Genomic DNA, 19,873 nt, shown 5'->3' with positions numbered 1-19,873 from the left:
TCGAAGTCCAACTAATGCCAAATTTTACCATTAGCGAACAACCAATGTTCCCGGTCGAAAATTATTTGACAGGAACAATAAATATTATAATTTAAACCTTTAATTCAATTACATTGAAAAAGCTCACTTTTTTATTCCTTTCTTTAGCTTTCCTTGGTTATGGCCAAAAAGCCCCCGACTTTCAAAATGAGGTAAGGGCCATACAGAAAAAGTATGAATCCCTGTGGGACTCCTCCAAGGAAACCATAGTATTTACAGGTAGTTCCAGCATTAGAATGTGGAAAAATCTGGAATCTATGTTCCCTGATCACCAAATTATCAACTCAGGCTTTGGTGGATCCCAATCTTCCGATCTCTTCCGTTATTACAACGAACTAATATTACAATATAATCCCAAAAAGGTATTTATCTACGAGGGGGATAATGATATTGCGGCCAAGAAAAAAACCAAAGATATTATAGATACTACCCGTGAAATAATACAAAAGATAAAGGAACGAAATAGTGCTACACAGGTGGTAATCATAGCAGCAAAACCAAGTATAGCCAGATGGAACCTGAAAAGAAAATACATTAGACTGAACAGGGCTTTCCAAAAGCTATGTGAAGAAGACAATGCCTTGATGTTCGCCAATGTATGGGATGCGATGATGGACGGAAAACAAGTAAAAAAGGATATCTTTATAGGTGACGGACTTCACATGAACAGTAAAGGGTACGACCTTTGGTTTTCAGTTATTCAACCCTATATGAATTGATCCCTAGATCAGCAGTAACCTAATAATACTAATACAATCTATATAAATGAAAAAATCAATCCTAATCAAATCGCTAGTAGTACTGATAGTTTTTACTGCCTTTGTTGCCTGTCAGCAGGAAAAAAAGAAAGTAATCAACTTTCCTATGACAGATCTAACTGCGGAAAATTTAATCCCTAAACCGCTAAAGATAATCCCTACCAATAGTGCCTTTGGGTTGGATAAGAACACCATCATTTATACTTCTCAAAATGCCGAAGGTTTTCCAGAGGTTGGAGAGTTCTTATCAGAAAAGATAAAATGGCAGACCGAATTGGATTTGGCGGTAAATTCTACACCCAATACCAGCTCCCAACGAATTATTTTTATCAATCAGTCCGATAGTACTGAATTTTCCTCCAAGGAAGGTTACGACCTTTACATAACCCAAGATTCCATTATTCTTAATGCAAAAACTGCCGAGGGCGCCTTTAGGGGAATACAGACTATAAGGCAAATTATTCCGGAGACCAGTAATGACACCCTGTCCGAAAATAAAATATGGTTGATTCCCACAGGTAAGATTATAGACAATCCCAATTTTGAATACAGGGGATCCATGTTGGACGTGGCGCGACACTTCTTTAGCGTGGAGGATGTAAAAAAGTATATTGACATATTGGCCTATTATAAAATTAACACCTTGCATTTGCACCTTACCGATGATCAGGGCTGGCGCATAGAAATTAAATCTTGGCCAAAGCTTACCGAAATAGGTGGAAGTTCTGAAGTTGGAGGTGGCCCCAGTGGTTTTTACACCCAAGAAGAATATAAGGACATTGTGGCCTATGCCGCCAAACATTTTATTACCATAGTTCCAGAAGTGGATATGCCTGGCCATACCAATGCCGCATCCGTTGCGTATCCTATCCTAAATGGAAATGGAAAAACACCTAAGATCTATACCGGAACCGAAGTAGGTTTCAGCACCTTTGACGCCAATAAGGATACCGTTTACGCCTTCATCGACGATGTGGTAAGGGAAATTTCAGCCATTACTCCAGGCCCATATTTTCATGCCGGAGGCGATGAAAGTCATGTTACCAAAAAGAAGGATTTTATTCATTTTGTTTCCAAAGTGGACAAAATTGTAAAGAAATACGGCAAAAAAATGATAGGTTGGGATGAAATTGTACACGCTGACATAGATACAAGTGCCATTGCCCAATTTTGGGCCAATGAAGAAAATGCCAAACTGGCTGTAGAAAAGGGGCTAAAAGTTATTTTGTCTCCAGGAAAAAAAGCCTATTTGGACATGAAATATGATACCCTTTCAAAATACGGACTTAATTGGGCAGGTTTAATTCCTGTAGATACCGGATATGTGTGGACCCCGGAGAGATATGTTCAAGGAATAAACAAGGAGAACATTTTGGGCATTGAAGCACCACTTTGGTCCGAAACCGTTAGCAATATGGATGAAGTGGAATATTTGGCCTTTCCAAGGATGATCGGTTATTCCGAACTTAGCTGGAGTGTTGAAGAAAATAGAAATTGGGATAATTACAAGGTGAGGTTGGGCAACCAGGCTCCATATTTGGATAAGATGAATGTAAAGTACTATCCTTCCGAACTCATAGAGTGGAAAAAAAGCAAGTATACCTATAAAACTATTGAAAAGGACTAAATATTCATTAAGCAATACTATCGGCTATAATCTATATATTTAATATATTGTAAGCCCCTAATTATCATATCCTTGCCCGTTTAGCTATTTAACCCAATCTAAATACTAAACAAATGAAAGCCTTTATTCTAATTACGACCCTTCTTTTGGGACAATTGTGCTATCCCAATAAGGAAAATGATTCCATACCCAAAGCCGAGGTTGCTACCACCATGCAAAGCGTTACCATAAATGGCAACACCATTTATTTAACGGCAAAGGCAGGAACTTTTGAAGTGAAGGATGAAACTAATAAGCCAATTGCCTTAATGGGCTTTACCTATTACACCAGGGATTCCAAAAGGGGCTTGACAACACAAAGGCGTCCTATTGTTTTTGCCTTTAACGGAGGGCCAGGTTCATCCTCTTTCTGGTTGCATATGGGAATTTTGGGACCTAAGAGAATTGTAGTGGACGACCCAAAATCTACTCCCGCCGCCCCCTACAAAATTGTGAACAACAACTACTCAATTCTGGATATAGCAGATCTTGTAATGATAGATCCCGTAGGTACTGGCCTAAGCATCCCCGTTGGAAAGGCCAAGTTTAAAGACTTTTGGGGTGTGGACCAGGATATCCGCAGCCTTTCTTTGTTCATTACACAGTTTCTGATACATAACGACCGTATGAACAGTCCCAAATTCCTACTGGGAGAAAGCTACGGGACTTTTAGGAACGCCGGTTTAATGAATACCCTTTTGAGCCAAGGTGTGGCCATGAACGGTGTTATCATGGTATCGGCTGTTTTTGACCTTCGTACCTTATTGTTCCCTCCAAATGATGATCTCCCCTATATAGTACATTTTCCGACCTATGCAGCAACGGCCTGGTATCATAATAAAATAGACGATAAGCCGGAAAATGTGTATGAATTCCTGGAGACGGTTCGATCCTTTACCGAAAACGAGTATACGCCCGCCCTCTTTAAAGGGGATCGACTTCCTGAAAATGAAAAGGCCAACATTGCCTCCAAGTTAGCGTACTATACCGGTACAGAAACCAACTACTGGCTCAAAGCAGACCTAAGGGTTACTGCCAGTGAATTTTTTGCTGAATTTTTAAGGGATAAGGGTGAAATAGTGGGACGATTGGATTCGCGATTTACTGGAATCAATGAAGATCTACTATCCCAGGAAGGAAGTCATGACCCGCAAAGTTCGGCCATTTCTCCTGCCTACATTAGTGGGTTTTTGGATTATTTTTACGGTGACCTAAAAGTCAACAAAAATTTATTATACTCAATAACCGCAGGGAGAAGGGACGGATTTAAATGGGATTGGTCCCATCAAGGGAATGAAAGATGGGGTGCTTCAGCGGCGATCAACACCGGTATTGATATGGCCACAGCATTATCTAGAGATCCAAATATGAAAGTATTGATCCTAAATGGCATCTATGATATTGCCACTGTTTTTTATGGCGTAGAACACACAATCAACCATTTGGGTCTTAAAAAGGAGATCAAGGATAATATTATTATGGAATATTATGAGGCTGGACATATGATGTACACCCACCAGCCATCAATGGAAAAATTTAAGAAAGATGTTTCCCGATTTATACTAAATGCGTCCAAATAAATACAGAATCGATTGCCCAGGACAAGACAGTATTCGGACAAAGACAGGCCCTTGAGGTAACGGAAGAAAAATATTAATAACCGCCATAACGGAACGGGCAGGCCCGCCTTAACGGAACGGGCAGGTTTCAATCTCGATTATCGAGTAAAATTTAAACCCCGTATGGATCATGTTCCATACGGGGTTTATAATCAATTTGTTTACTGTTAAGATCTTATTCCCACTCAAAATCCCCTTTTTCAATAGACCAATCGTTTCCGAAGAAACCAGCGCATTTGACGGCTGAAGTCCCTTGTACCAATACAGTTTCATCAAAGAGCATTAGATCGGGAAATGTGGTTCCGTTCACCAAATAATGGTTGGCGTAGGCTGCTTTCATACCCATTGGTCCCGTTGCCGTTACCACTCCAACACTGGCAAAATCACTATCGGCCCTTGGTACTATAAAGTATAAGCCCCAATTGCTTCCCGTAAGACTTCTATTCCCGAAATTTAATTTATTGTTATATACTTGGACCGGACTATTTTTTAATAATTTGTCCCAGGCCGCATTGTTGGACTTATTACCGTAAATAACAACATTTCTGTTGGGATAATCTTTGGGAGAAAAGTTGGTGTCCGCGACCAATTCAATATTTCCATTGGCCTTATACCAGAATGTATCGGCATCGAACCTAGCCTTGTTATAATACCAATCGTTCTCCGATTTGGATCCTTTGGTAGCATAAACGAACACTACATCATTTCTAAAGGCATCCTTGAACCCACCGTTCCTATGGGGGCCTTTTTCCCCCAAGGATGGTTTGGAAACAATTGTCCAGACCCCATCCGATTCCTTGAAAAACATCTTCTCTTTTGAAGGTATACCAATTTCTTTTCCGTTTAGCTCTATGCTCTTGATCTCACCAGGCAAATATGAAAAATCCACCTCCAATAAAGACACATTTTTGGTCTCCATTTTAATAATGCTATCCAATGAAAAATCAAACGAGCTAACCTCAAAGGGTATTTGTTGCTGATGGATGGTAATAAAATGTGAGGATGCAGAAACCCCAGGAGAACCGGTACTGAACTCCAATTTTTTAATATCCTTTATCTCGGGAATGGTTCGTTGCTTAAACATGTTAAAAATCGGATCCCAATCCACACTGTGGTTCCCGTACCAATGGGTACCGTCTGGATACTCATAATAGGTGAAATCTGGATGAAATTTCCCCAACCGCTCCCTCATATCCCGGGCTAAATTAGTAGGAACTACATTGTCCTTTTCGCCGTGCAACACATATACCCCGTGATGCAAGTAATTTCGTATCAGTTTTAAGGTTCTGCTCGGTGTTCCCGCTCTTTCAACGATGTCTTCAACTGCAGTGGGGACATACTTCTGGGTAAGGCGTTCGAACATTTTAGGGCTAATGCCATACCGCATTCTCTGCTCTTCGGTCATTTCCATAAGCCTTTCGGACCTACTTCCGCGGTACAATAACAGATCTGGATATCCAGCACATGGTGCAATGGCAGCAAAATGGTCTGGGTAAGTTGCCCCCAAATACCATGTTCCATGCCCTCCCATAGAATGCCCTGTTAGGTAAATTTTGCTATTGTCCGGTTTAAAAATCCTCTTGCTATCCGCCAGCACTTCCAAGGCATCCAATCTTCCCCAATCTTCCCAAGCAAACCCGTACGGTCTCCTATTTGTTGGTGCAACAAGGTTCCCCCAATCTTTTTGCTTGTAAGCGTTTGCCTGATTCACGGCCTCTACCGAAGCACCGTGTACCGAAAGGAAAAGTGCAGCGCCTTCTGTATTTCCACTTTTGTCCGGTGCCACGCTGTAATATTGTACACTTTTATCTATATCACTTATAAAGGTTCTCTTATGGTGTTTATTTTTCGACTTCACATTCAAAGTCAAAGTTTCGCTAGAGACCTGCTGTCCATTACTTTGTATCAAACTTAGAACTACATTCACCTTCGCCATTGAGGTATCCAAGGTAGACGAAGGAATGGAAAAAGGAATTTTATATACCGTATAAGGAGGAATGTCGCTCACTTTTGTAGTAAGTTCCTTTCCGTTTACCTTGGCAATAATCTTGTATTTTTCGATCCACTTATCCGAAGCATTTACCACCCTTATGGCTGCCTTATATTCCATATCCTCCTCCAATAAAAGATCGGGAACTGTTACATCTCGTGTAGTAAATTGAACCTCGGCCTTGGGCTCCAATATCCGCGCTCGAACCCTGGGAAAACGGCCAACCTTTAAAACAAAAATATTATTCCCCTTTTTCAACTTTACAGGAATAAGGTTCCAACCAAAATCATAATGATCACCCTCATATGGATAACCGTTAATGGAAGCCAAGGAATGTCCGGAAGCTTCGAACAAAACCGTTTTCTCCGATCCTGAATTGTAAGTGAGATATACATAACCCGACCTAAGGTCCCTGCCGGAAAAGCTATTGGTACTGTCTACCTTTATGGAGTTCCATTTTAATTCCCTTCCAAACGGATCAATATCAAAAACTTCACCTTCCCTCACCTGGGTACTGGGCTCCATTAGGAACTTATCAAAAACCGGATCTACGGGAAATGATGAGGATTCAAATCCGAAACTTGGAATTGATAGAGCCAAGGCCTTATCAAAAACATGGATCACTTTTCCTTCGTGAATATCCTCAACTTTTTCCTTACCGAAATATTCCACAATATTTCCTGTACGTTGTTGCCCGGGGAGGACAAAGGGAAGAACAAGGAACATTAGTAAAATTGCAGCACTTTTCTTTTTAAATTTAGCCATGATATAATTGATTACGGAATTAAAATATTAATTTCCATAATTAGTAGGCCGCTGCCCAACAATTTAGACCAATAACAAAAGCACGAAGCTAAATGGAGAATATTTTTAACATAAAGGCGATGGCTAAACTCATTTACGGAAAAAGGACTTACAATACGGCATAAAAAAACCTTCGTAAACGAAGGTTCTAATTTTGTATATAAAGAAAATCTATTCTGTTTCCTTGGAAGCCTCTTCTTTTTCTTCCTCGTCCGCAAATTCTGTAATACCGTGCTCATGTAATAAATTATACCATTGAATGATCTTTTTAATATCACTGGCATAAACCCTATCTTCATCATAATTGGGTAGCACTTCAAACAAATATTCTTCCAATTTTATCTTATCCTCTTTATGGCTCACCGCTGTTTTTCCACCATCTTCCTTTTCCTTGATTTTTTCAAACACCACCTTTAACGGCACTTCCTCCTCCAACGTATAGATTGCAATCTCAGACAAGACACTCACATTGTTCTTAAAACTTACGGTAACTTTTTTGCCATCCAACAAGGATTCGGCTACAAAACCTGTACGCGTTTGCGTCAATAATTTAAAAAGTCCCGGCTTACCTGCAATCGATAATATTTTATTTAAACCCATCTGTTATTTTAGTTTCAGCGGCAAATATGCTACTTTTTGTTTATATATAGAAATAGTTTTAACGTGCTTTTTTAATGTTGGGAAACCGCATTCTATATTCCACCTTTATCTTCCCCTTGGAAATGTTGGCCAACCTACCCTTTAAAAGGCGTTTTTTTAAGGAGGATAATTTATCGGTAAACAATATGCCCTCTATATGGTCATATTCATGTTGGATTACCCTGGCCAAAAGTCCGTCATAGGTTTCCTTATAAGATTTAAAATTCTCATCCATATAGGAGATGGTAATGGTATCTTTCCGGGAAACATCTTCCCGAACATCGGGAATACTAAGACAGCCTTCATTAAAAGCCCATTCTGTTCCAGTTTCTTCCTCAATACGTGCATTGATAAAAACTTTCCTAAACCCTTTCAATGCATTTTGCTCTTCTTCGGTAAGCTCTTCGTCATCCCCAAATGGCGTGGTATCCACAAGGAACAATCTAATGGGCAGTCCTATTTGGGGTGCGGCCAAACCAACCCCATTGGCATTATACATGGTGTCCCACATATTGGCCACCAATTCTTCGAATCTTGGAAAATCCTTGTCTATATCATCCGCTACTTTCCTAAGTACCGGGTCTCCATAAGCAACTATAGGTAAAATCATACTACTATTTTCTATTTAAATACGCCTGAAGGATAATAGTGGCGCTAATTTCATCGACTAGGGCCTTATCCCTTCTTTGTTTTTTATTAAGACCACTATCTATCATTGTCTGAAATGCCATTTTAGACGTAAAGCGCTCGTCCTGCCGCTCTACAGGTATCTTTGGAAAGACACCTTCCAAAGTTCTCAAAAAAGGTTTGATCAATTCCTCGGATTCGGATGGAAGATTGTTCATTTGCTTAGGTTCCCCTATCACAAATTTTTCTACCTTCTCCTCTTGAACATACTTCCTTAGGAAATTCAAAAGTTCCTTGGTATCAACGGTAGTCAGGCCAGAAGCTATAATTTGCAACTCGTCCGTAACGGCAATTCCCGTCCGCACCTTTCCATAATCCAATGCTAAAATCCTTCCCACACAAATTTTTTGCAAAAATAAGGGATAAATTGTTATAAGTGCAAAAACAAAAGGTTAATTACCTACTAGCCCTTATATTTGCTAAAATTTGAATTATTAAAGATGAAAGAATTAAGAAAAACAATAGAAACTGCCTGGGAAAATCGAGACTTACTTAAAGAAATTCCAACTCAGACTGCCATAAGGGAGGTCATAGATCTTTTGGATAACGGTAAGTTGCGCTGTGCTGAACCAACAACAGATGGATGGCAGATAAATGAATGGGTAAAAAAGGCAGTGGTACTATATTTTCCGATTCAAAAAATGGAAACCTTGGAAGCGGGTATCTTTGAATATCACGATAAAATGCCCCTTAAAAGAGGATATGCAGAAAAAGGAATACGTGTTGTTCCCAATGCGGTTGCCAGACACGGGTCTTATATTTCAGCAGGAACAATTTTAATGCCAAGTTATGTAAACATCGGAGCCTATGTGGATGAAGGCACCATGGTAGACACTTGGGCCACCGTTGGTAGCTGTGCCCAAATTGGAAAAAATGTCCACCTTAGCGGAGGTGTAGGAATTGGCGGGGTCTTGGAGCCCTTACAGGCCTCCCCTGTAATTATTGAGGACAATGCCTTTATTGGATCCAGATGTATTGTCGTGGAAGGTGTACGCGTAGAAAAAGAGGCCGTATTGGGAGCAAATGTAGTACTTACTGGATCAACCAAAATTATTGATGTTACTGGCGACAAGCCTGTAGAAAGAAAAGGATTGGTACCGGCAAGATCTGTTGTTATACCAGGGAGTTATACCAAAAAATTTCCGGCTGGCGACTATCAGGTGCCCTGTGCCTTGATCATTGGTACACGTAAAGAGAGCACCAACAAAAAAACTTCCCTGAACGATGCCCTTAGGGAATACGACGTTGCTGTTTAAAAGCTAAGAAATGAAAACAATTCTTGTAGATGCTTGGAACACCTTTGTTACTGAAAAGGGAATGGATTACGATCTAAAGAAATTATTGGACTCCTATCCCAATCCCAAAATCATCTTAACAAATGCCAACAAACAGGAATGTATTACTTATGGAATTGTAAATATGCCTTATGAGGTTTTTAGTTTGGAACATAAGCCCAACAAGACCGATAAGGCATATTACCTTAAAATGTTAAGCCATTTTAAATTAAAACCAACAGAAGTTGTCTACTTTGAACACAATGCGGAAGCCATAAATTCTGCCAGCTCCGTTGGCATAAATACCTTTCCCTACAATAAGGAGGAAAATCTGGGCGGGCTCCGCGTTTTCCTAAAAAATAATTTGGATTAGAACTTAACGCATCATGGCATATAACATCACCTTAGAAGGAAAAAATAAAGTTATTGCCGAAAGGATGCTCAAAAATGTGGCTACCCTTTTTGACCGTTGCAAGATTGATTACTGGATAGAAGGAGGCACCTTATTGGGTATAAAAAGGGAAAACAGACTTTTACCATGGGATAACGATGTGGACATGTCCATTAACCATGACCAATTGGGGAAGTTGGACCATTTTTATTCAGAATTAAAAAAAGCAGGTTATAGGGTAAGGACAAGGAATTTTGATGAGACTTCGGAGTTTTTTACCAAGGGCAACATCCGAATGATAAAAATAAGGGAAAAGCGATTTTTTGGATTGCTCAAAGGGGCGGTTTGCCTAGACGTTTTTATTAAATATCAGCATGGGCAGAACAGTTATTGGGAAATTGACAACAAAACAAAATTTGTTCCAAGCAAGTTCTACCACAGCTTTAAACATATTTCCTTTAAAGATTTCGACTATAAAATCCCAGCGCTTACAGAAGAATACCTAACTTATAGATATGGTGATTGGCAAAAACAGGTTAAAAATTGGGATACTTCCAAAGATGACAATGCTATAGCCTAGGTTGCCTGAGGTTGTAAGTGCAATGTTTCCTTTAAAATGGTGCTACTTACATTTTCAGTATAGGCCACATATTCCACCGGACATGTAGTTTTCGGGAATCTACCTTTCCAGTCGTCACCAACGGAAATAGCATCAATATTATACTCATCCACTATTCGTTGCTTATTTTTATCTGTCTGGGGAATAACTTCATCTACATAATTAATGGCTTTGACCAGTTTTATCCTTTCCTCAAACGGAATAATAGGTAGCCTCCCTTTTTCCTTTAAAATAAGTTCATCTGTGGAAACACCCACAACTAAATGGTCGCACATCTGTTTCGACCTTTTAAGAATGTTCAGATGCCCAAAATGAAAAATATCAAAACAACCTGAAGTATACATTTTATTATACTTCTTAGGCTTTTTACTATGCTTGACTTTTATAGCAAGGGTATTCCCCTTTTTAAGTTTAATGACGTAATCTTTATTGTCAAAAAAAATACCGATATTTTTAACGATCTCCAACATCTCTGTCAAAGCATCATCAAATTCACATTTACAGCTTATATACAACTTTACCTGATCGTCCGGATCGGTGACAAAGTTCCAGTTTGGATATTTCGAAATTAGAATATGTAGATAAGAATCAGTCATTTGTGAAGAATCCAATTGTTCGTTTAAGGTGTAAAGGTAGTAAACGGTAATAGACATAAATTATTATAACCCAATTATTATATATTGCCCTACCCAACTCCCATATTTATGAAGTTATCATAAAAAAAACCTTAATAAATTATTAACCACACTAGACTCTTCAGCTATTCATTTGCCCAATCCCTTGTAGAAATGCCCTAAAAATCAAATCAATATCCAATATTAATTAAACTTCTGTGGCACATTCTAGGAAAAACTACTTGTTATTTGATATACTATTATTGATTTTTAATTGTTATGTATTTGGTAATATCGTTATAAGTTTTAGTGATTTTAACGCAACTATTTCCATTAAAACTATCTAATAAGTGGTAAAAATTTCGATTGCATGATAGATCAAAGTGAAAAAATATCGGCCTTAATAATCACTTATAATGAAATGGGATATATTGAAAAGTGTATAGATTCCATTCAGTTTGCAGATGAAATTATAGTGGTGGATTCGTATAGTACGGATGGCACCTACGAGTATCTCAAAAATCACCCCAAGGTTAGGGTTATCCAAAACGAGTTCGAAAACTATACGGCCCAAAAATCCTTTGCCCTAAAATGGGCTTCACATGATTGGGTCCTCTTCTTGGATGCGGATGAAGTGGTAACGGACAAGTTAAGGAATGAAATAAAAGCCAAGGCCAAAAAAGATTCCGAACATTGTGCATATTGGTTCTACCGAAAATTTATGTTCAAAAACAGTCGCCTTCGCTTTAGTGGATGGCAAACTGATAAGAACTACCGACTTTTTAGAAAAAGTAGGGCTCAATTTTGCAAGGAAAAAATAGTTCATGAAACCCTTATTGTCAAGGGTACATCCGGGATATTGAAGCAAAAATTAATGCATTTTTGCTATAAGAACTATGAGGATTACAAATTTAAAATGCTTAAATACGGGCGATTAAAAGCCAAAGAAGCCCATCAAAAGGACAAAAGGTTCAATTACTTACTTTTAATCTTTAAACCTTTTTGGAAGTTTTTTAACCACTACATAATTAGATTGGGAATACTTGATGGGAAAAAAGGGATTACCATATGTTATTTAAATGCCTTAGGCGATTTTGAAAGGTATATGGAGCTAAAACGCTTGGGCAAAAAGGAGAAATTAAGCTATTTTTTGATCAAGCCATAATCGGTCCAAGAACTTCTTTTCTTGTTTACCTCTTTCCTGATGAATTTGTTCTTATGTATGGAAGCTTCCGTTTTATACCCTCTTTTGTGATCCAAATGCACACATATAGCACTGTACCTTAATTGTATTGGCTTAATTCCACTGTTTACCAATCTTTCCCCAAGTTCCCTATCTTGTCCTCCGTACTGCATTCTTTCATCAAAACCGTTTATCCGTAGAATATCCACCTTCCAACCGGATGAGTTATGTCCGTTCCAGCTGGCATTTGTAGGGGTCCATGAATTTAGGAACTTTGACACATGTCCCTTTGCAGTCAATTTTGCACTTTTAAACTTCTTGGCTATGCCTTGGGCCTCTAGCCACTTAATGTTAAAACAATTTTGCTCTTCAATATCCTCCTTCGTAATTATTTGGGAAATATTCATAGGTAACATAAAATAACCTCCGGAGATAAAATGGCCAGCAGCCTTATTGCATTGATGCACTTCAACAAAGTCTTTCCTTGGAATACAATCGCCATCCGTCATAATTACATATTCTGCTCGGCAGGCTTTTAATGCCTTATTCAATATTTTGGATTTCTGAAATCCCTCATCCTCCTGCCACACATGAAGAATTTTATAAAAAACCGTATCTGCCATCGATCCAATCAAGTCCTTGGTTCGGGGCCCCGAACCATCATCGGCTATTACTACCTCAAAATCCCGATAACTTTGTTGATGAAAACCCCATAGTACCTTTTCCAACCATTCTTCGGAATTATAAGTACTTACAATAACGGATATTGAAGGGGTGCAGTTGTCCACCCAGCAAAATTATAAACCTTTATTTACATATCTTTGCCCACCTACTTTATCTTTGTATTAGGTTATGGTTAAAAAAATATTATTTGGACTTCTAAAGAAATTTAAATTTCTTCCCCAGAAGACGTTCATAAAAATCTATTACGAATATTACTCGGGCAAGAAATTGGATCTTGATAATCCGGTTGAATTCTATGAAAAAATATCGTGGTACAAAGTTTTTTTCAGACCTAAAATATTAAATCAGCTTGTAGACAAATATGCCGTTAAATCTTATGTGGAAGACAAAATTGGAAAACAATATTTAAATGAGACCCTAGCGGTTTATGAAAGAAGTTCCGAAGTGGATTTTGACAAATTGCCAGATCAATTTGTAATCAAGGGAGTCCATGGCTATCACTTCAATCTAATTGTTAAGGATAAGAAAAAGCTGAATAAAATTAAATCGAGATATTTATTCAAGAAATGGATGTCCAAGAACCAATACTTCCGGGGTGGCAAGGAATGGGCCTATAAAGATGTTAAGCCCAGGCTAATAGCAGAAAAATACCTAGAAGAAATGGGCAAGGAGGTATTGAACGACTACAAGTTTTTTTGCTTTAACGGAGTACCTAAATTCGTTCAAATCGATTTGGATAGAGGTACGACGAACTCTAGGTGTTACTATGATATGGAGTGGAAGAAACTAGACCTATTTACCAAAAACACCCCTTTCTACGAAGGAGAAATTGATAAGCCCGAAAATTTTGGAGAAATGAAAAAAGTAGCCCAAAAATTAGCGGCCAAACTTCCGTTTACCAGAGTGGACCTTTATTCCATACAAGGAAAAACATTATTTGGTGAAATGACCTTTTATCCCTCCGATGCCAGGAATAGCTTTTTACCAGAAAAATACAATAAAATAATTGGTGATTACTTTGTTCTACCAGCGATTCCAAAAGGACAAAAATATATAACCAGTCTAGTTACGGACTAGCTTTTAATTAAAAACTCATGAAAATTGTCATTTTAGCAGCAGGTATTGGATCAAGACTTGGGAATCCATTTCCCAAACCTTTAACACCTTTAAAAAATGGAAAATGTATTATGGAGATGCAGGTCAACAATTTGGATGACACCTTTGACTTGGATGACATTAACGTTGTTGTTGGTTTTAAAAAAGATCTAATAATGGAACGCTTTCCGGAACTGACCTATATATACAACCCATTTTTTGATCAGACCAATACTTCCAAAAGCCTTTTGAAAGCCCTTAGAAAAAATAGGGACAAATCAGTGCTTTGGCTCAATGGCGATGTTGTTTTTGACGTAAGTCTCCTATCGGTCCTGATACCCTATATTAACAAAAATCAATCGTTTGTAGCAGTAAACACGAGTAAAGTTGCGGATGAAGAGGTGAAATATACATTGAAGGATAATTTTATTGACAAATTGTCCAAGACGGTGAAAAATGGACTTGGTGAGGCGGTAGGTATTAATTTCATAGCCGCCAAGGATATAAAAAGCTTTATCACCAGACTTGAACAATGTGATGACAATGATTATTTTGAAAGAGGTCTGGAGATGGCCATAGAAAAGGACGGCCTTAAAATTAGTGCTGTGGACATTTCCGATTACAATTGTATGGAAGTTGATTTTAAGGAAGATTTGGAGAATGCCAATACCCTATTTCGCAAATGAAAGTAATTTTATTTTGCCAAAATGCATATGCCTTTGGCATCCTTGCCCCCATCCGGGATGTGCTCCAGGAACAGGGACATGACTTTCTTTGGTATATATCCGGGAAACTCTTGGACAATTTTCCATATAAAAATGAAGATTATACGGTTCGCACTTTAGATTTACAACTCTATAAAAGTGATGCTATTTTCGTTCCTGGAAATGAAGTTCCTTATTATATCCGAGGATTAAAAGTACAAGTTTTTCATGGACTTGCCGGTGAAAAAAAGGGCCATTTCAGGATACGGCACTATTTTGATCTGTACCTTACACAAGGTCCGTACTTCACGGATAAATTTAATGAGTTAAAAAAAGTACACAAGAATTTTGATGTCATCGAGACCGGATGGCCAAAATTAGATGTTTATAGCACTGAAAAAAACAGGTATGACTTTGAAAAAAAGGCCATATTGCAGCAGTTCAACACGGATAAAATTGTGCTCTATGCCCCTACCTTCTCCCCTAGCCTTACCTCTGCCCCCTATCTACTGCAGGAAATAAAAAACCTTGCCGAGACCACGGGATATGTTATCCTTATAAAATTCCATGACCTTATGGACCCAAAATGGATAAAGGCATACAAAAGACTGTCCTATGAAGTGAACAATGTACTTTTCAAAGAGGACAAAAACATTATTAAATCGCTTATACAGGCAGATATATTGGTTAGTGACACCTCATCCGTAATTTATGAATTCATCCTCCTGGACAAGCCGGTAATATCCTTCAAGAATATTGCCGATAAGGTGTTGTGGGACAACTCAAAATCTTACACTGGTCTTACCCAAAAAGTTTTGGACAATTTTAACCTAGACCCACACGCTGCGGAAAGAGCTTACATAAACATGCAGTTCCACCCGTATCAGGATGGAAAGTCGGCCCTTCGCATGGTCAATGCGGTCAAAGAATACATTGAAATACATGGAGTACCAGAAGAAAGGAAGCTGTCCCTAGCCAGAAGGCTTAAAATAGATTCCATGTTCGGGAAACCTACAAAAAACCCCTTTATTGGTGAAAAAACCAATAAAATTTCTGCCATTCTCATTACCTATAATGAGGATATCCATATCAATGCTGTTCTGGAAAATGTAAAGTTTGCGGACGAGATAATCGTTGTGGATTCCTTTAGTACGGATGGCACCATCGAAAAGATCAAGGAGCATCCCAATGTAAAATTGATACAGCGACCATTTTTAAATTATACAGATCAAAAATCCTTCGCCCTGGAACAGGCAACCAATGATTGGGTAATTTTCCTGGATGCTGATGAACGAATTCCGGATCGACTTAGAAATGAAATTTTAGCAACCGTTAATTCCTCAGAACCAACGGCAGATGCCTATTATTTTTACCGAACATTTATGTTTATAAATAAGGTTTTGCACTTCAGTGGTTGGCAGAGCGATAAAAATTATAGACTGTTCAAAAAGAGCAAAGTGCATTTTACAGAGGAAAGAATAGTACACGAAACATTGGTTGTGGACGGAGAGTCCGATGTGCTCAAAAACAAGCTAGTACATTATTCTTACAAAAATTATGAAGACTATAAGGGCAAAATGATAAAGTATGGACAAATGAAAGCGGTAGAGGAACTTAAAAAGAATTATGCCCCCAACTTTTACCACTTTGTATTCCGCCCATTTTACAAATTTTTCAATCATTATATTCTAAGATTTGGAATACTCGACGGAAAAAAAGGGGTAATTATATGTTATCTCAATGCATTGGGAGTGTATTCCCGATATAAGGAATTAAAAAGATTAAGAAATTTAAGAGGATAAAGTATTATGAAAGATTTGCTTGCCGAGGTAAACCAATGCTATGATATTCTAACTAAAGGAGGTCTAATATTATACCCTACGGATACCGTTTGGGGTATTGGCTGTGATGCCACCAATGCAGCAGCTGTAGAAAAAATATATGCCCTAAAACAAAGATCAAATTCCAAGACCATGATCTGTTTGGTGGCCAATGATTTTATGCTGGAACAGCATGTAGAAAAAGTACCGGAACTGGCCTATGACATTATAGACCTTGCTACCAAACCAACAACCATTGTCTATGATTCCCCTAAAGGGGTGGCCGCAAATTTAATCGCCAATGACAACACCTTGGCCATTAGGGTAGCTAATGATCAATTTTGCCAGTACCTGATAAAGAAATTTAAAAAGCCCATCGTGTCTACCTCCGCAAATATAGCTGGGCAACCAACCCCCAATTCTTTCAAAGAAATATCCAATGAGATTTTAAAAGGTGTGGACTATATAGTAAATTTGGACCGCGATAAAATTAACAGTACTCCATCTTCCATTATTATGCTCGGTAATGATGGTACCGTAAAAGTGATCCGAGAGTAAGAATGACGAAGAGAAACCACGAAGAGGCCATAAACAACCCAATATTTTCTACCATTTCCGATGCCGCCAAGGAACTTTCATTAGATTCCTACGTAATCGGAGGCTTTGTGAGGGACTATTTGCTACAAAGGGGAACCCACAAAGATATAGACATTGTAGCCATTGGCAGCGGAATAGAATTGGCCAAATTGGTCGCCAAGAAATTACCGGGGAGTTCGGAGGTCAGTATCTTTAAAAATTTTGGAACCGCAATGATCAAATTTCAAGACATTGAAATTGAATTTGTTGGGGCAAGAAAAGAAAGTTACCATAGGGACAGTAGAAAACCTGTTGTTGAAAATGGGAGCTTGGAAGATGACCAAAAAAGACGGGACTTCACCATAAATGCCTTGGCCATTTCACTTAATCCACAGGACTACGGACAACTTTTGGACCCCTTTGACGGCATTGGGGATCTAAAAAGACAATTGATCAGAACTCCTTTGGACCCATCGATCACCTATTCCGATGATCCTTTGCGAATGATGCGCGCCATAAGATTTGCAACCCAGTTGAACTTTATAATTCATCCTGAATCGTTACAGGCCATTGTGGACAACAAGGAAAGAATTAAAATTATTTCCAATGAGCGCATCGTGGACGAATTACATAAAATTTTGGCAAGTAGCAAACCCTCTGTCGGATTTTCCTTGCTCCACGAAACAGGACTTTTGCCTTTTATAATGCCGGAACTGGTTGCTCTGGAAGGAATTGAGGAAATAGAAGGGCAAAGACATAAGGACAATTTTTGGCATACCTTGGAAGTTGTTGATAATATTTCCGAAAATACGGATAATGTTTGGCTGCGTTGGGCCGCCCTATTGCATGATATTGGCAAGGCCCCTACCAAAAAATTCGATAAAAAAATTGGGTGGACATTCCATGCGCACGAATTTGTAGGATCCAAAATGGTCTACAAACTCTTTAAGCGACTTAGGTTGCCTTTGAACGAAAAAATGAAGTTCGTCCAGAAAATGGTCCTAATGAGTTCCAGGCCCATAGTCCTTTCCGAGGATTTTGTAACCGACTCGGCAGTTCGAAGGCTTATTTTTGATGCGGGAGAACATGTAGAAGATTTAATGACCCTATGTGAGGCGGATATTACTACCAAGAATCCTAAAAAACAAAAAAGGTATAGGAACAATTTTAAAATTGTCCGTCAAAAAATTGAAGAGGTCGAGGAAAGGGATCACATAAGAAACTTTCAACCCCCAATTAGTGGCGAAGAAATTATGGAGACTTTCAACCTAAAACCATCCAAGGAGATTGGCATGATCAAGGAAGCTATTAAGGAAGCTATTTTGGAAGGAGATATTCCCAATGAATACCATGCCGCCCACACCCTAATGTTACAAAAAGGAAAGGAAATGGGGCTCAAATCTAAATAAGCCTTCCCTTACTTTTGGCATAACAAATAGGAGTTTAATACGTGAAAGTATACGGAATTAATCTCAGGGCAAGCCTAAGATTCCCTAGCCAATGGTCCGGGTATTCGGACATGGACCCCAACATAAAGGAAGGATTGCTTCGAGCCTCCCTGATCAAGGCCTATACAACTTTTGGAATACTGATCCTTCTAATAAATTCCCCTTATCCATAGCGGTTTTTTTAAGAAAAGAGTGGTAATTTTGCAGAACTCTTTCAAACATCCAAATGCAGAAAAAATTTACAAAAATCGCCAAGATCAGTCTGGTTTTGGTCTACTTGGTAATTGTGGCCGGTGCAGTGGTAAGAATGACAGGTAGCGGCATGGGATGCCCGGATTGGCCCAAATGTTTCGGTTATTATATACCCCCTACAGACATTCAGGAATTGCAATGGCAACCGGAAAAAGAATTCAAAAAAGGTCAAGTTATTATAATAGACGAAGCCTTATGGGTAGCCAAAGAAAATTTTAGTACCTCCTCTTCCTATAATGCCAATAATTGGGCTCCTTATACAAAGCATGACTACGCTATTTTTAATCCTTTCCACACCTGGACCGAATTCATCAATAGGCTATTTGGTGCCTTGGCCGGGCTGGGAACCTTAATAATGGCCATTGCCTCTTTTACTTACTGGAAAAAACAGAGATTTATCACCATACTTTCATGGGTCGTAGTGTTCGCCATGGGTTTTCAGGCATGGCTTGGCGCCACTGTGGTTTATTCTGTTCTGGCTCCGGCCAAAATAACCATTCATATGGTCATGGCCTTATTGATAGTAGCGCTTATCCTATACTTGATTCAAGCCACCAGCAATAATATCAAGTCCTTAAAGCCAGATAAAATAACTAGAAACCTAATCATCTTTGTTCTTGTGACTACCTTGGCCCAGATAGTTTTAGGTACCCAGGTAAGACAGTTTGTAGATGTACAAACCGATCTTTATGGCGAAGATGCCCCCAACCTATGGCTCAATAATGCAACGCTATCATTTTACATCCACCGGTCATTTTCCATAGTCGTTGTCCTTTTGAACTTGGCCCTGGCCATAAGAATCTATAAATTAAACCTCGGATATTCCAAAATAAATTGGGTGTTGGCACTTTTGCTTTTGGAGGTTATTTCAGGGATGGCCATGTACTATCTGGATTTTCCTTTTGCTACACAGCCATTACATCTAGTGTTTGCATCGGTTTTATTCGGTTTTCAATTCTATTTGGTTTTGGAAGCGCTAAATGCTTTTAAAACCATGAAAACTTTGTAACT

General features: G+C 38.8%; 19 protein-coding genes. 13 read left to right on the top strand and 6 right to left on the bottom strand.

The window, feature by feature from the left end:
* The first annotated feature begins 113 nt into the window (after positions 1 to 113).
* The 3 genes from U735_RS0108705 to U735_RS0108695 all read left to right on the top strand — a co-directional run bounded on the left by U735_RS0108705 (position 114) and on the right by U735_RS0108695 (position 4,043).
* Positions 114 to 758, top strand: a complete 645-nt coding sequence (locus tag U735_RS0108705; protein WP_031443452.1) for a GDSL-type esterase/lipase family protein — start codon at positions 114 to 116, stop codon at positions 756 to 758.
* Between the two features lie 46 nt (positions 759 to 804).
* Positions 805 to 2,424 carry a family 20 glycosylhydrolase gene (locus tag U735_RS0108700; RefSeq protein WP_031443451.1) on the top strand — a complete coding sequence of 540 codons (1,620 nt, stop codon included), beginning with the start codon at positions 805 to 807 and terminating at the stop codon, positions 2,422 to 2,424.
* Between the two features lie 113 nt (positions 2,425 to 2,537).
* Entirely contained in the window at positions 2,538 to 4,043 is a 1,506-nt protein-coding gene (locus U735_RS0108695) for a S10 family peptidase (protein WP_034248116.1), read from the top strand.
* Positions 4,044 to 4,257: 214 nt separating this feature from the next.
* Here the strand turns inward: U735_RS0108695 and U735_RS0108690 are convergent, their stop codons facing one another.
* From U735_RS0108690 to ruvX, 4 genes are all read right to left on the bottom strand, one after another.
* Complete coding sequence (locus U735_RS0108690; RefSeq protein WP_034248114.1) at positions 4,258 to 6,837, bottom strand: carboxylesterase family protein; 2,580 nt, start codon at positions 6,835 to 6,837, stop codon at positions 4,258 to 4,260.
* A 210-nt stretch (positions 6,838 to 7,047) separates the two neighbouring features.
* Positions 7,048 to 7,476, bottom strand: a complete 429-nt coding sequence (locus U735_RS0108685; protein WP_031443448.1) for a DUF5606 family protein — start codon at positions 7,474 to 7,476, stop codon at positions 7,048 to 7,050.
* 58 nt (positions 7,477 to 7,534) lie between these two features.
* The gene (gene def / locus U735_RS0108680; protein ID WP_031443447.1) at positions 7,535 to 8,125 is read right to left on the bottom strand and encodes a peptide deformylase; all 591 of its coding nucleotides are present in this window, start codon (positions 8,123 to 8,125) and stop codon (positions 7,535 to 7,537) included.
* 4 nt (positions 8,126 to 8,129) lie between these two features.
* Positions 8,130 to 8,540 (bottom strand): Holliday junction resolvase RuvX, encoded by a 411-nt coding sequence (gene ruvX, locus U735_RS0108675; protein ID WP_031443446.1) that lies wholly within the window; start codon positions 8,538 to 8,540, stop codon positions 8,130 to 8,132.
* Between the two features lie 102 nt (positions 8,541 to 8,642).
* Here ruvX and U735_RS0108670 point away from each other — a divergent pair, with 102 nt between their 5' ends.
* From U735_RS0108670 to U735_RS0108660, 3 genes are read left to right on the top strand one after another with little or no spacing between them, the layout of a single operon-like run.
* Positions 8,643 to 9,458, top strand: coding sequence for a 2,3,4,5-tetrahydropyridine-2,6-dicarboxylate N-succinyltransferase (locus tag U735_RS0108670; RefSeq protein ID WP_031443445.1), 816 nt, complete (start codon positions 8,643 to 8,645; stop codon positions 9,456 to 9,458).
* A gap of 10 nt (positions 9,459 to 9,468) precedes the next feature.
* A complete protein-coding gene (locus U735_RS0108665) occupies positions 9,469 to 9,849 on the top strand; it encodes a hypothetical protein (protein ID WP_031443444.1) in 381 nt (126 codons plus the stop codon).
* 13 nt (positions 9,850 to 9,862) lie between these two features.
* Positions 9,863 to 10,447, top strand: a complete 585-nt coding sequence (locus U735_RS0108660) for a LicD family protein (protein ID WP_031443443.1) — start codon at positions 9,863 to 9,865, stop codon at positions 10,445 to 10,447.
* Here the strand turns inward: U735_RS0108660 and U735_RS25705 are convergent.
* Entirely contained in the window at positions 10,444 to 11,139 is a 696-nt protein-coding gene (locus U735_RS25705) for an adenylyltransferase/cytidyltransferase family protein (protein WP_198036626.1), read from the bottom strand. The genes U735_RS0108660 and U735_RS25705 overlap by 4 nt on opposite strands.
* Before the next feature lie 331 nt (positions 11,140 to 11,470).
* On the opposite strand from U735_RS25705, the gene U735_RS0108650 reads away from it, so the two are divergent.
* Positions 11,471 to 12,265 carry a glycosyltransferase family 2 protein gene (locus U735_RS0108650; RefSeq protein WP_031443441.1) on the top strand — a complete coding sequence of 265 codons (795 nt, stop codon included), beginning with the start codon at positions 11,471 to 11,473 and terminating at the stop codon, positions 12,263 to 12,265.
* On the opposite strand, the gene U735_RS0108645 is transcribed toward U735_RS0108650, so the two are convergent.
* On the bottom strand, positions 12,244 to 13,071 hold the full coding sequence (locus U735_RS0108645) for a glycosyltransferase family 2 protein (RefSeq protein WP_031443440.1): 828 nt from the start codon (positions 13,069 to 13,071) through the stop codon (positions 12,244 to 12,246). The two genes, U735_RS0108650 and U735_RS0108645, sit on opposite strands and share 22 nt — an antisense overlap.
* A 64-nt stretch (positions 13,072 to 13,135) precedes the next feature.
* On the opposite strand from U735_RS0108645, the gene U735_RS0108640 reads away from it, so the two are divergent.
* The 6 genes from U735_RS0108640 to U735_RS0108610 all read left to right on the top strand — a co-directional run bounded on the left by U735_RS0108640 (position 13,136) and on the right by U735_RS0108610 (position 19,871).
* Positions 13,136 to 14,044, top strand: a complete 909-nt coding sequence (locus U735_RS0108640; RefSeq protein WP_031443439.1) for an ATP-grasp fold amidoligase family protein — start codon at positions 13,136 to 13,138, stop codon at positions 14,042 to 14,044.
* A 17-nt stretch (positions 14,045 to 14,061) separates the two neighbouring features.
* Positions 14,062 to 14,748 carry a phosphocholine cytidylyltransferase family protein gene (locus U735_RS0108635; RefSeq protein ID WP_031443438.1) on the top strand — a complete coding sequence of 229 codons (687 nt, stop codon included), beginning with the start codon at positions 14,062 to 14,064 and terminating at the stop codon, positions 14,746 to 14,748.
* Positions 14,745 to 16,568, top strand: coding sequence for a CDP-glycerol glycerophosphotransferase family protein (locus U735_RS26125; protein WP_031443437.1), 1,824 nt, complete (start codon positions 14,745 to 14,747; stop codon positions 16,566 to 16,568). Before U735_RS0108635 ends, U735_RS26125 begins: the two co-directional genes overlap by 4 nt.
* A gap of 6 nt (positions 16,569 to 16,574) precedes the next feature.
* Positions 16,575 to 17,144 carry an L-threonylcarbamoyladenylate synthase gene (locus U735_RS0108625; RefSeq protein ID WP_031443436.1) on the top strand — a complete coding sequence of 190 codons (570 nt, stop codon included), beginning with the start codon at positions 16,575 to 16,577 and terminating at the stop codon, positions 17,142 to 17,144.
* Between the two features lie 2 nt (positions 17,145 to 17,146).
* Positions 17,147 to 18,571 (top strand): CCA tRNA nucleotidyltransferase, encoded by a 1,425-nt coding sequence (locus U735_RS0108620; RefSeq protein WP_031443435.1) that lies wholly within the window; start codon positions 17,147 to 17,149, stop codon positions 18,569 to 18,571.
* A gap of 265 nt (positions 18,572 to 18,836) precedes the next feature.
* Positions 18,837 to 19,871, top strand: coding sequence for a COX15/CtaA family protein (locus U735_RS0108610; RefSeq protein WP_031443434.1), 1,035 nt, complete (start codon positions 18,837 to 18,839; stop codon positions 19,869 to 19,871).
* Positions 19,872 to 19,873: the final 2 nt, after the last annotated feature.

It is taken from the genome of Arenibacter algicola (assembly GCF_000733925.1).
GTDB classification, from domain to species: domain Bacteria; phylum Bacteroidota; class Bacteroidia; order Flavobacteriales; family Flavobacteriaceae; genus Arenibacter; species Arenibacter algicola.
Note: the sequence above shows the minus strand (reverse complement) of the source record. Positions and strands in the feature narration are given on the sequence as shown.

What these genes read in the sequence shown, in the direction of transcription:
- U735_RS0108700 (WP_031443451.1), top strand. Translation starts at nt 805, where the DNA reads ATGAAAAAATCAATCCTAATCAAATCGCTAGTAGTACTGATAGTTTTT.
- U735_RS0108695 (WP_034248116.1), top strand. Translation starts at nt 2,538, where the DNA reads ATGAAAGCCTTTATTCTAATTACGACCCTTCTTTTGGGACAATTGTGC.
- U735_RS0108690 (WP_034248114.1), bottom strand. Translation starts at nt 6,837, where the DNA reads ATGGCTAAATTTAAAAAGAAAAGTGCTGCAATTTTACTAATGTTCCTT.
- U735_RS0108685 (WP_031443448.1), bottom strand. Translation starts at nt 7,476, where the DNA reads ATGGGTTTAAATAAAATATTATCGATTGCAGGTAAGCCGGGACTTTTT.
- def (WP_031443447.1), bottom strand. Translation starts at nt 8,125, where the DNA reads ATGATTTTACCTATAGTTGCTTATGGAGACCCGGTACTTAGGAAAGTA.
- U735_RS0108670 (WP_031443445.1), top strand. Translation starts at nt 8,643, where the DNA reads ATGAAAGAATTAAGAAAAACAATAGAAACTGCCTGGGAAAATCGAGAC.
- U735_RS0108665 (WP_031443444.1), top strand. Translation starts at nt 9,469, where the DNA reads ATGAAAACAATTCTTGTAGATGCTTGGAACACCTTTGTTACTGAAAAG.
- U735_RS0108660 (WP_031443443.1), top strand. Translation starts at nt 9,863, where the DNA reads ATGGCATATAACATCACCTTAGAAGGAAAAAATAAAGTTATTGCCGAA.
- U735_RS25705 (WP_198036626.1), bottom strand. Translation starts at nt 11,139, where the DNA reads ATGTCTATTACCGTTTACTACCTTTACACCTTAAACGAACAATTGGAT.
- U735_RS0108650 (WP_031443441.1), top strand. Translation starts at nt 11,471, where the DNA reads ATGATAGATCAAAGTGAAAAAATATCGGCCTTAATAATCACTTATAAT.
- U735_RS0108640 (WP_031443439.1), top strand. Translation starts at nt 13,136, where the DNA reads ATGGTTAAAAAAATATTATTTGGACTTCTAAAGAAATTTAAATTTCTT.
- U735_RS0108635 (WP_031443438.1), top strand. Translation starts at nt 14,062, where the DNA reads ATGAAAATTGTCATTTTAGCAGCAGGTATTGGATCAAGACTTGGGAAT.
- U735_RS26125 (WP_031443437.1), top strand. Translation starts at nt 14,745, where the DNA reads ATGAAAGTAATTTTATTTTGCCAAAATGCATATGCCTTTGGCATCCTT.
- U735_RS0108625 (WP_031443436.1), top strand. Translation starts at nt 16,575, where the DNA reads ATGAAAGATTTGCTTGCCGAGGTAAACCAATGCTATGATATTCTAACT.
- U735_RS0108620 (WP_031443435.1), top strand. Translation starts at nt 17,147, where the DNA reads ATGACGAAGAGAAACCACGAAGAGGCCATAAACAACCCAATATTTTCT.
- U735_RS0108610 (WP_031443434.1), top strand. Translation starts at nt 18,837, where the DNA reads ATGCAGAAAAAATTTACAAAAATCGCCAAGATCAGTCTGGTTTTGGTC.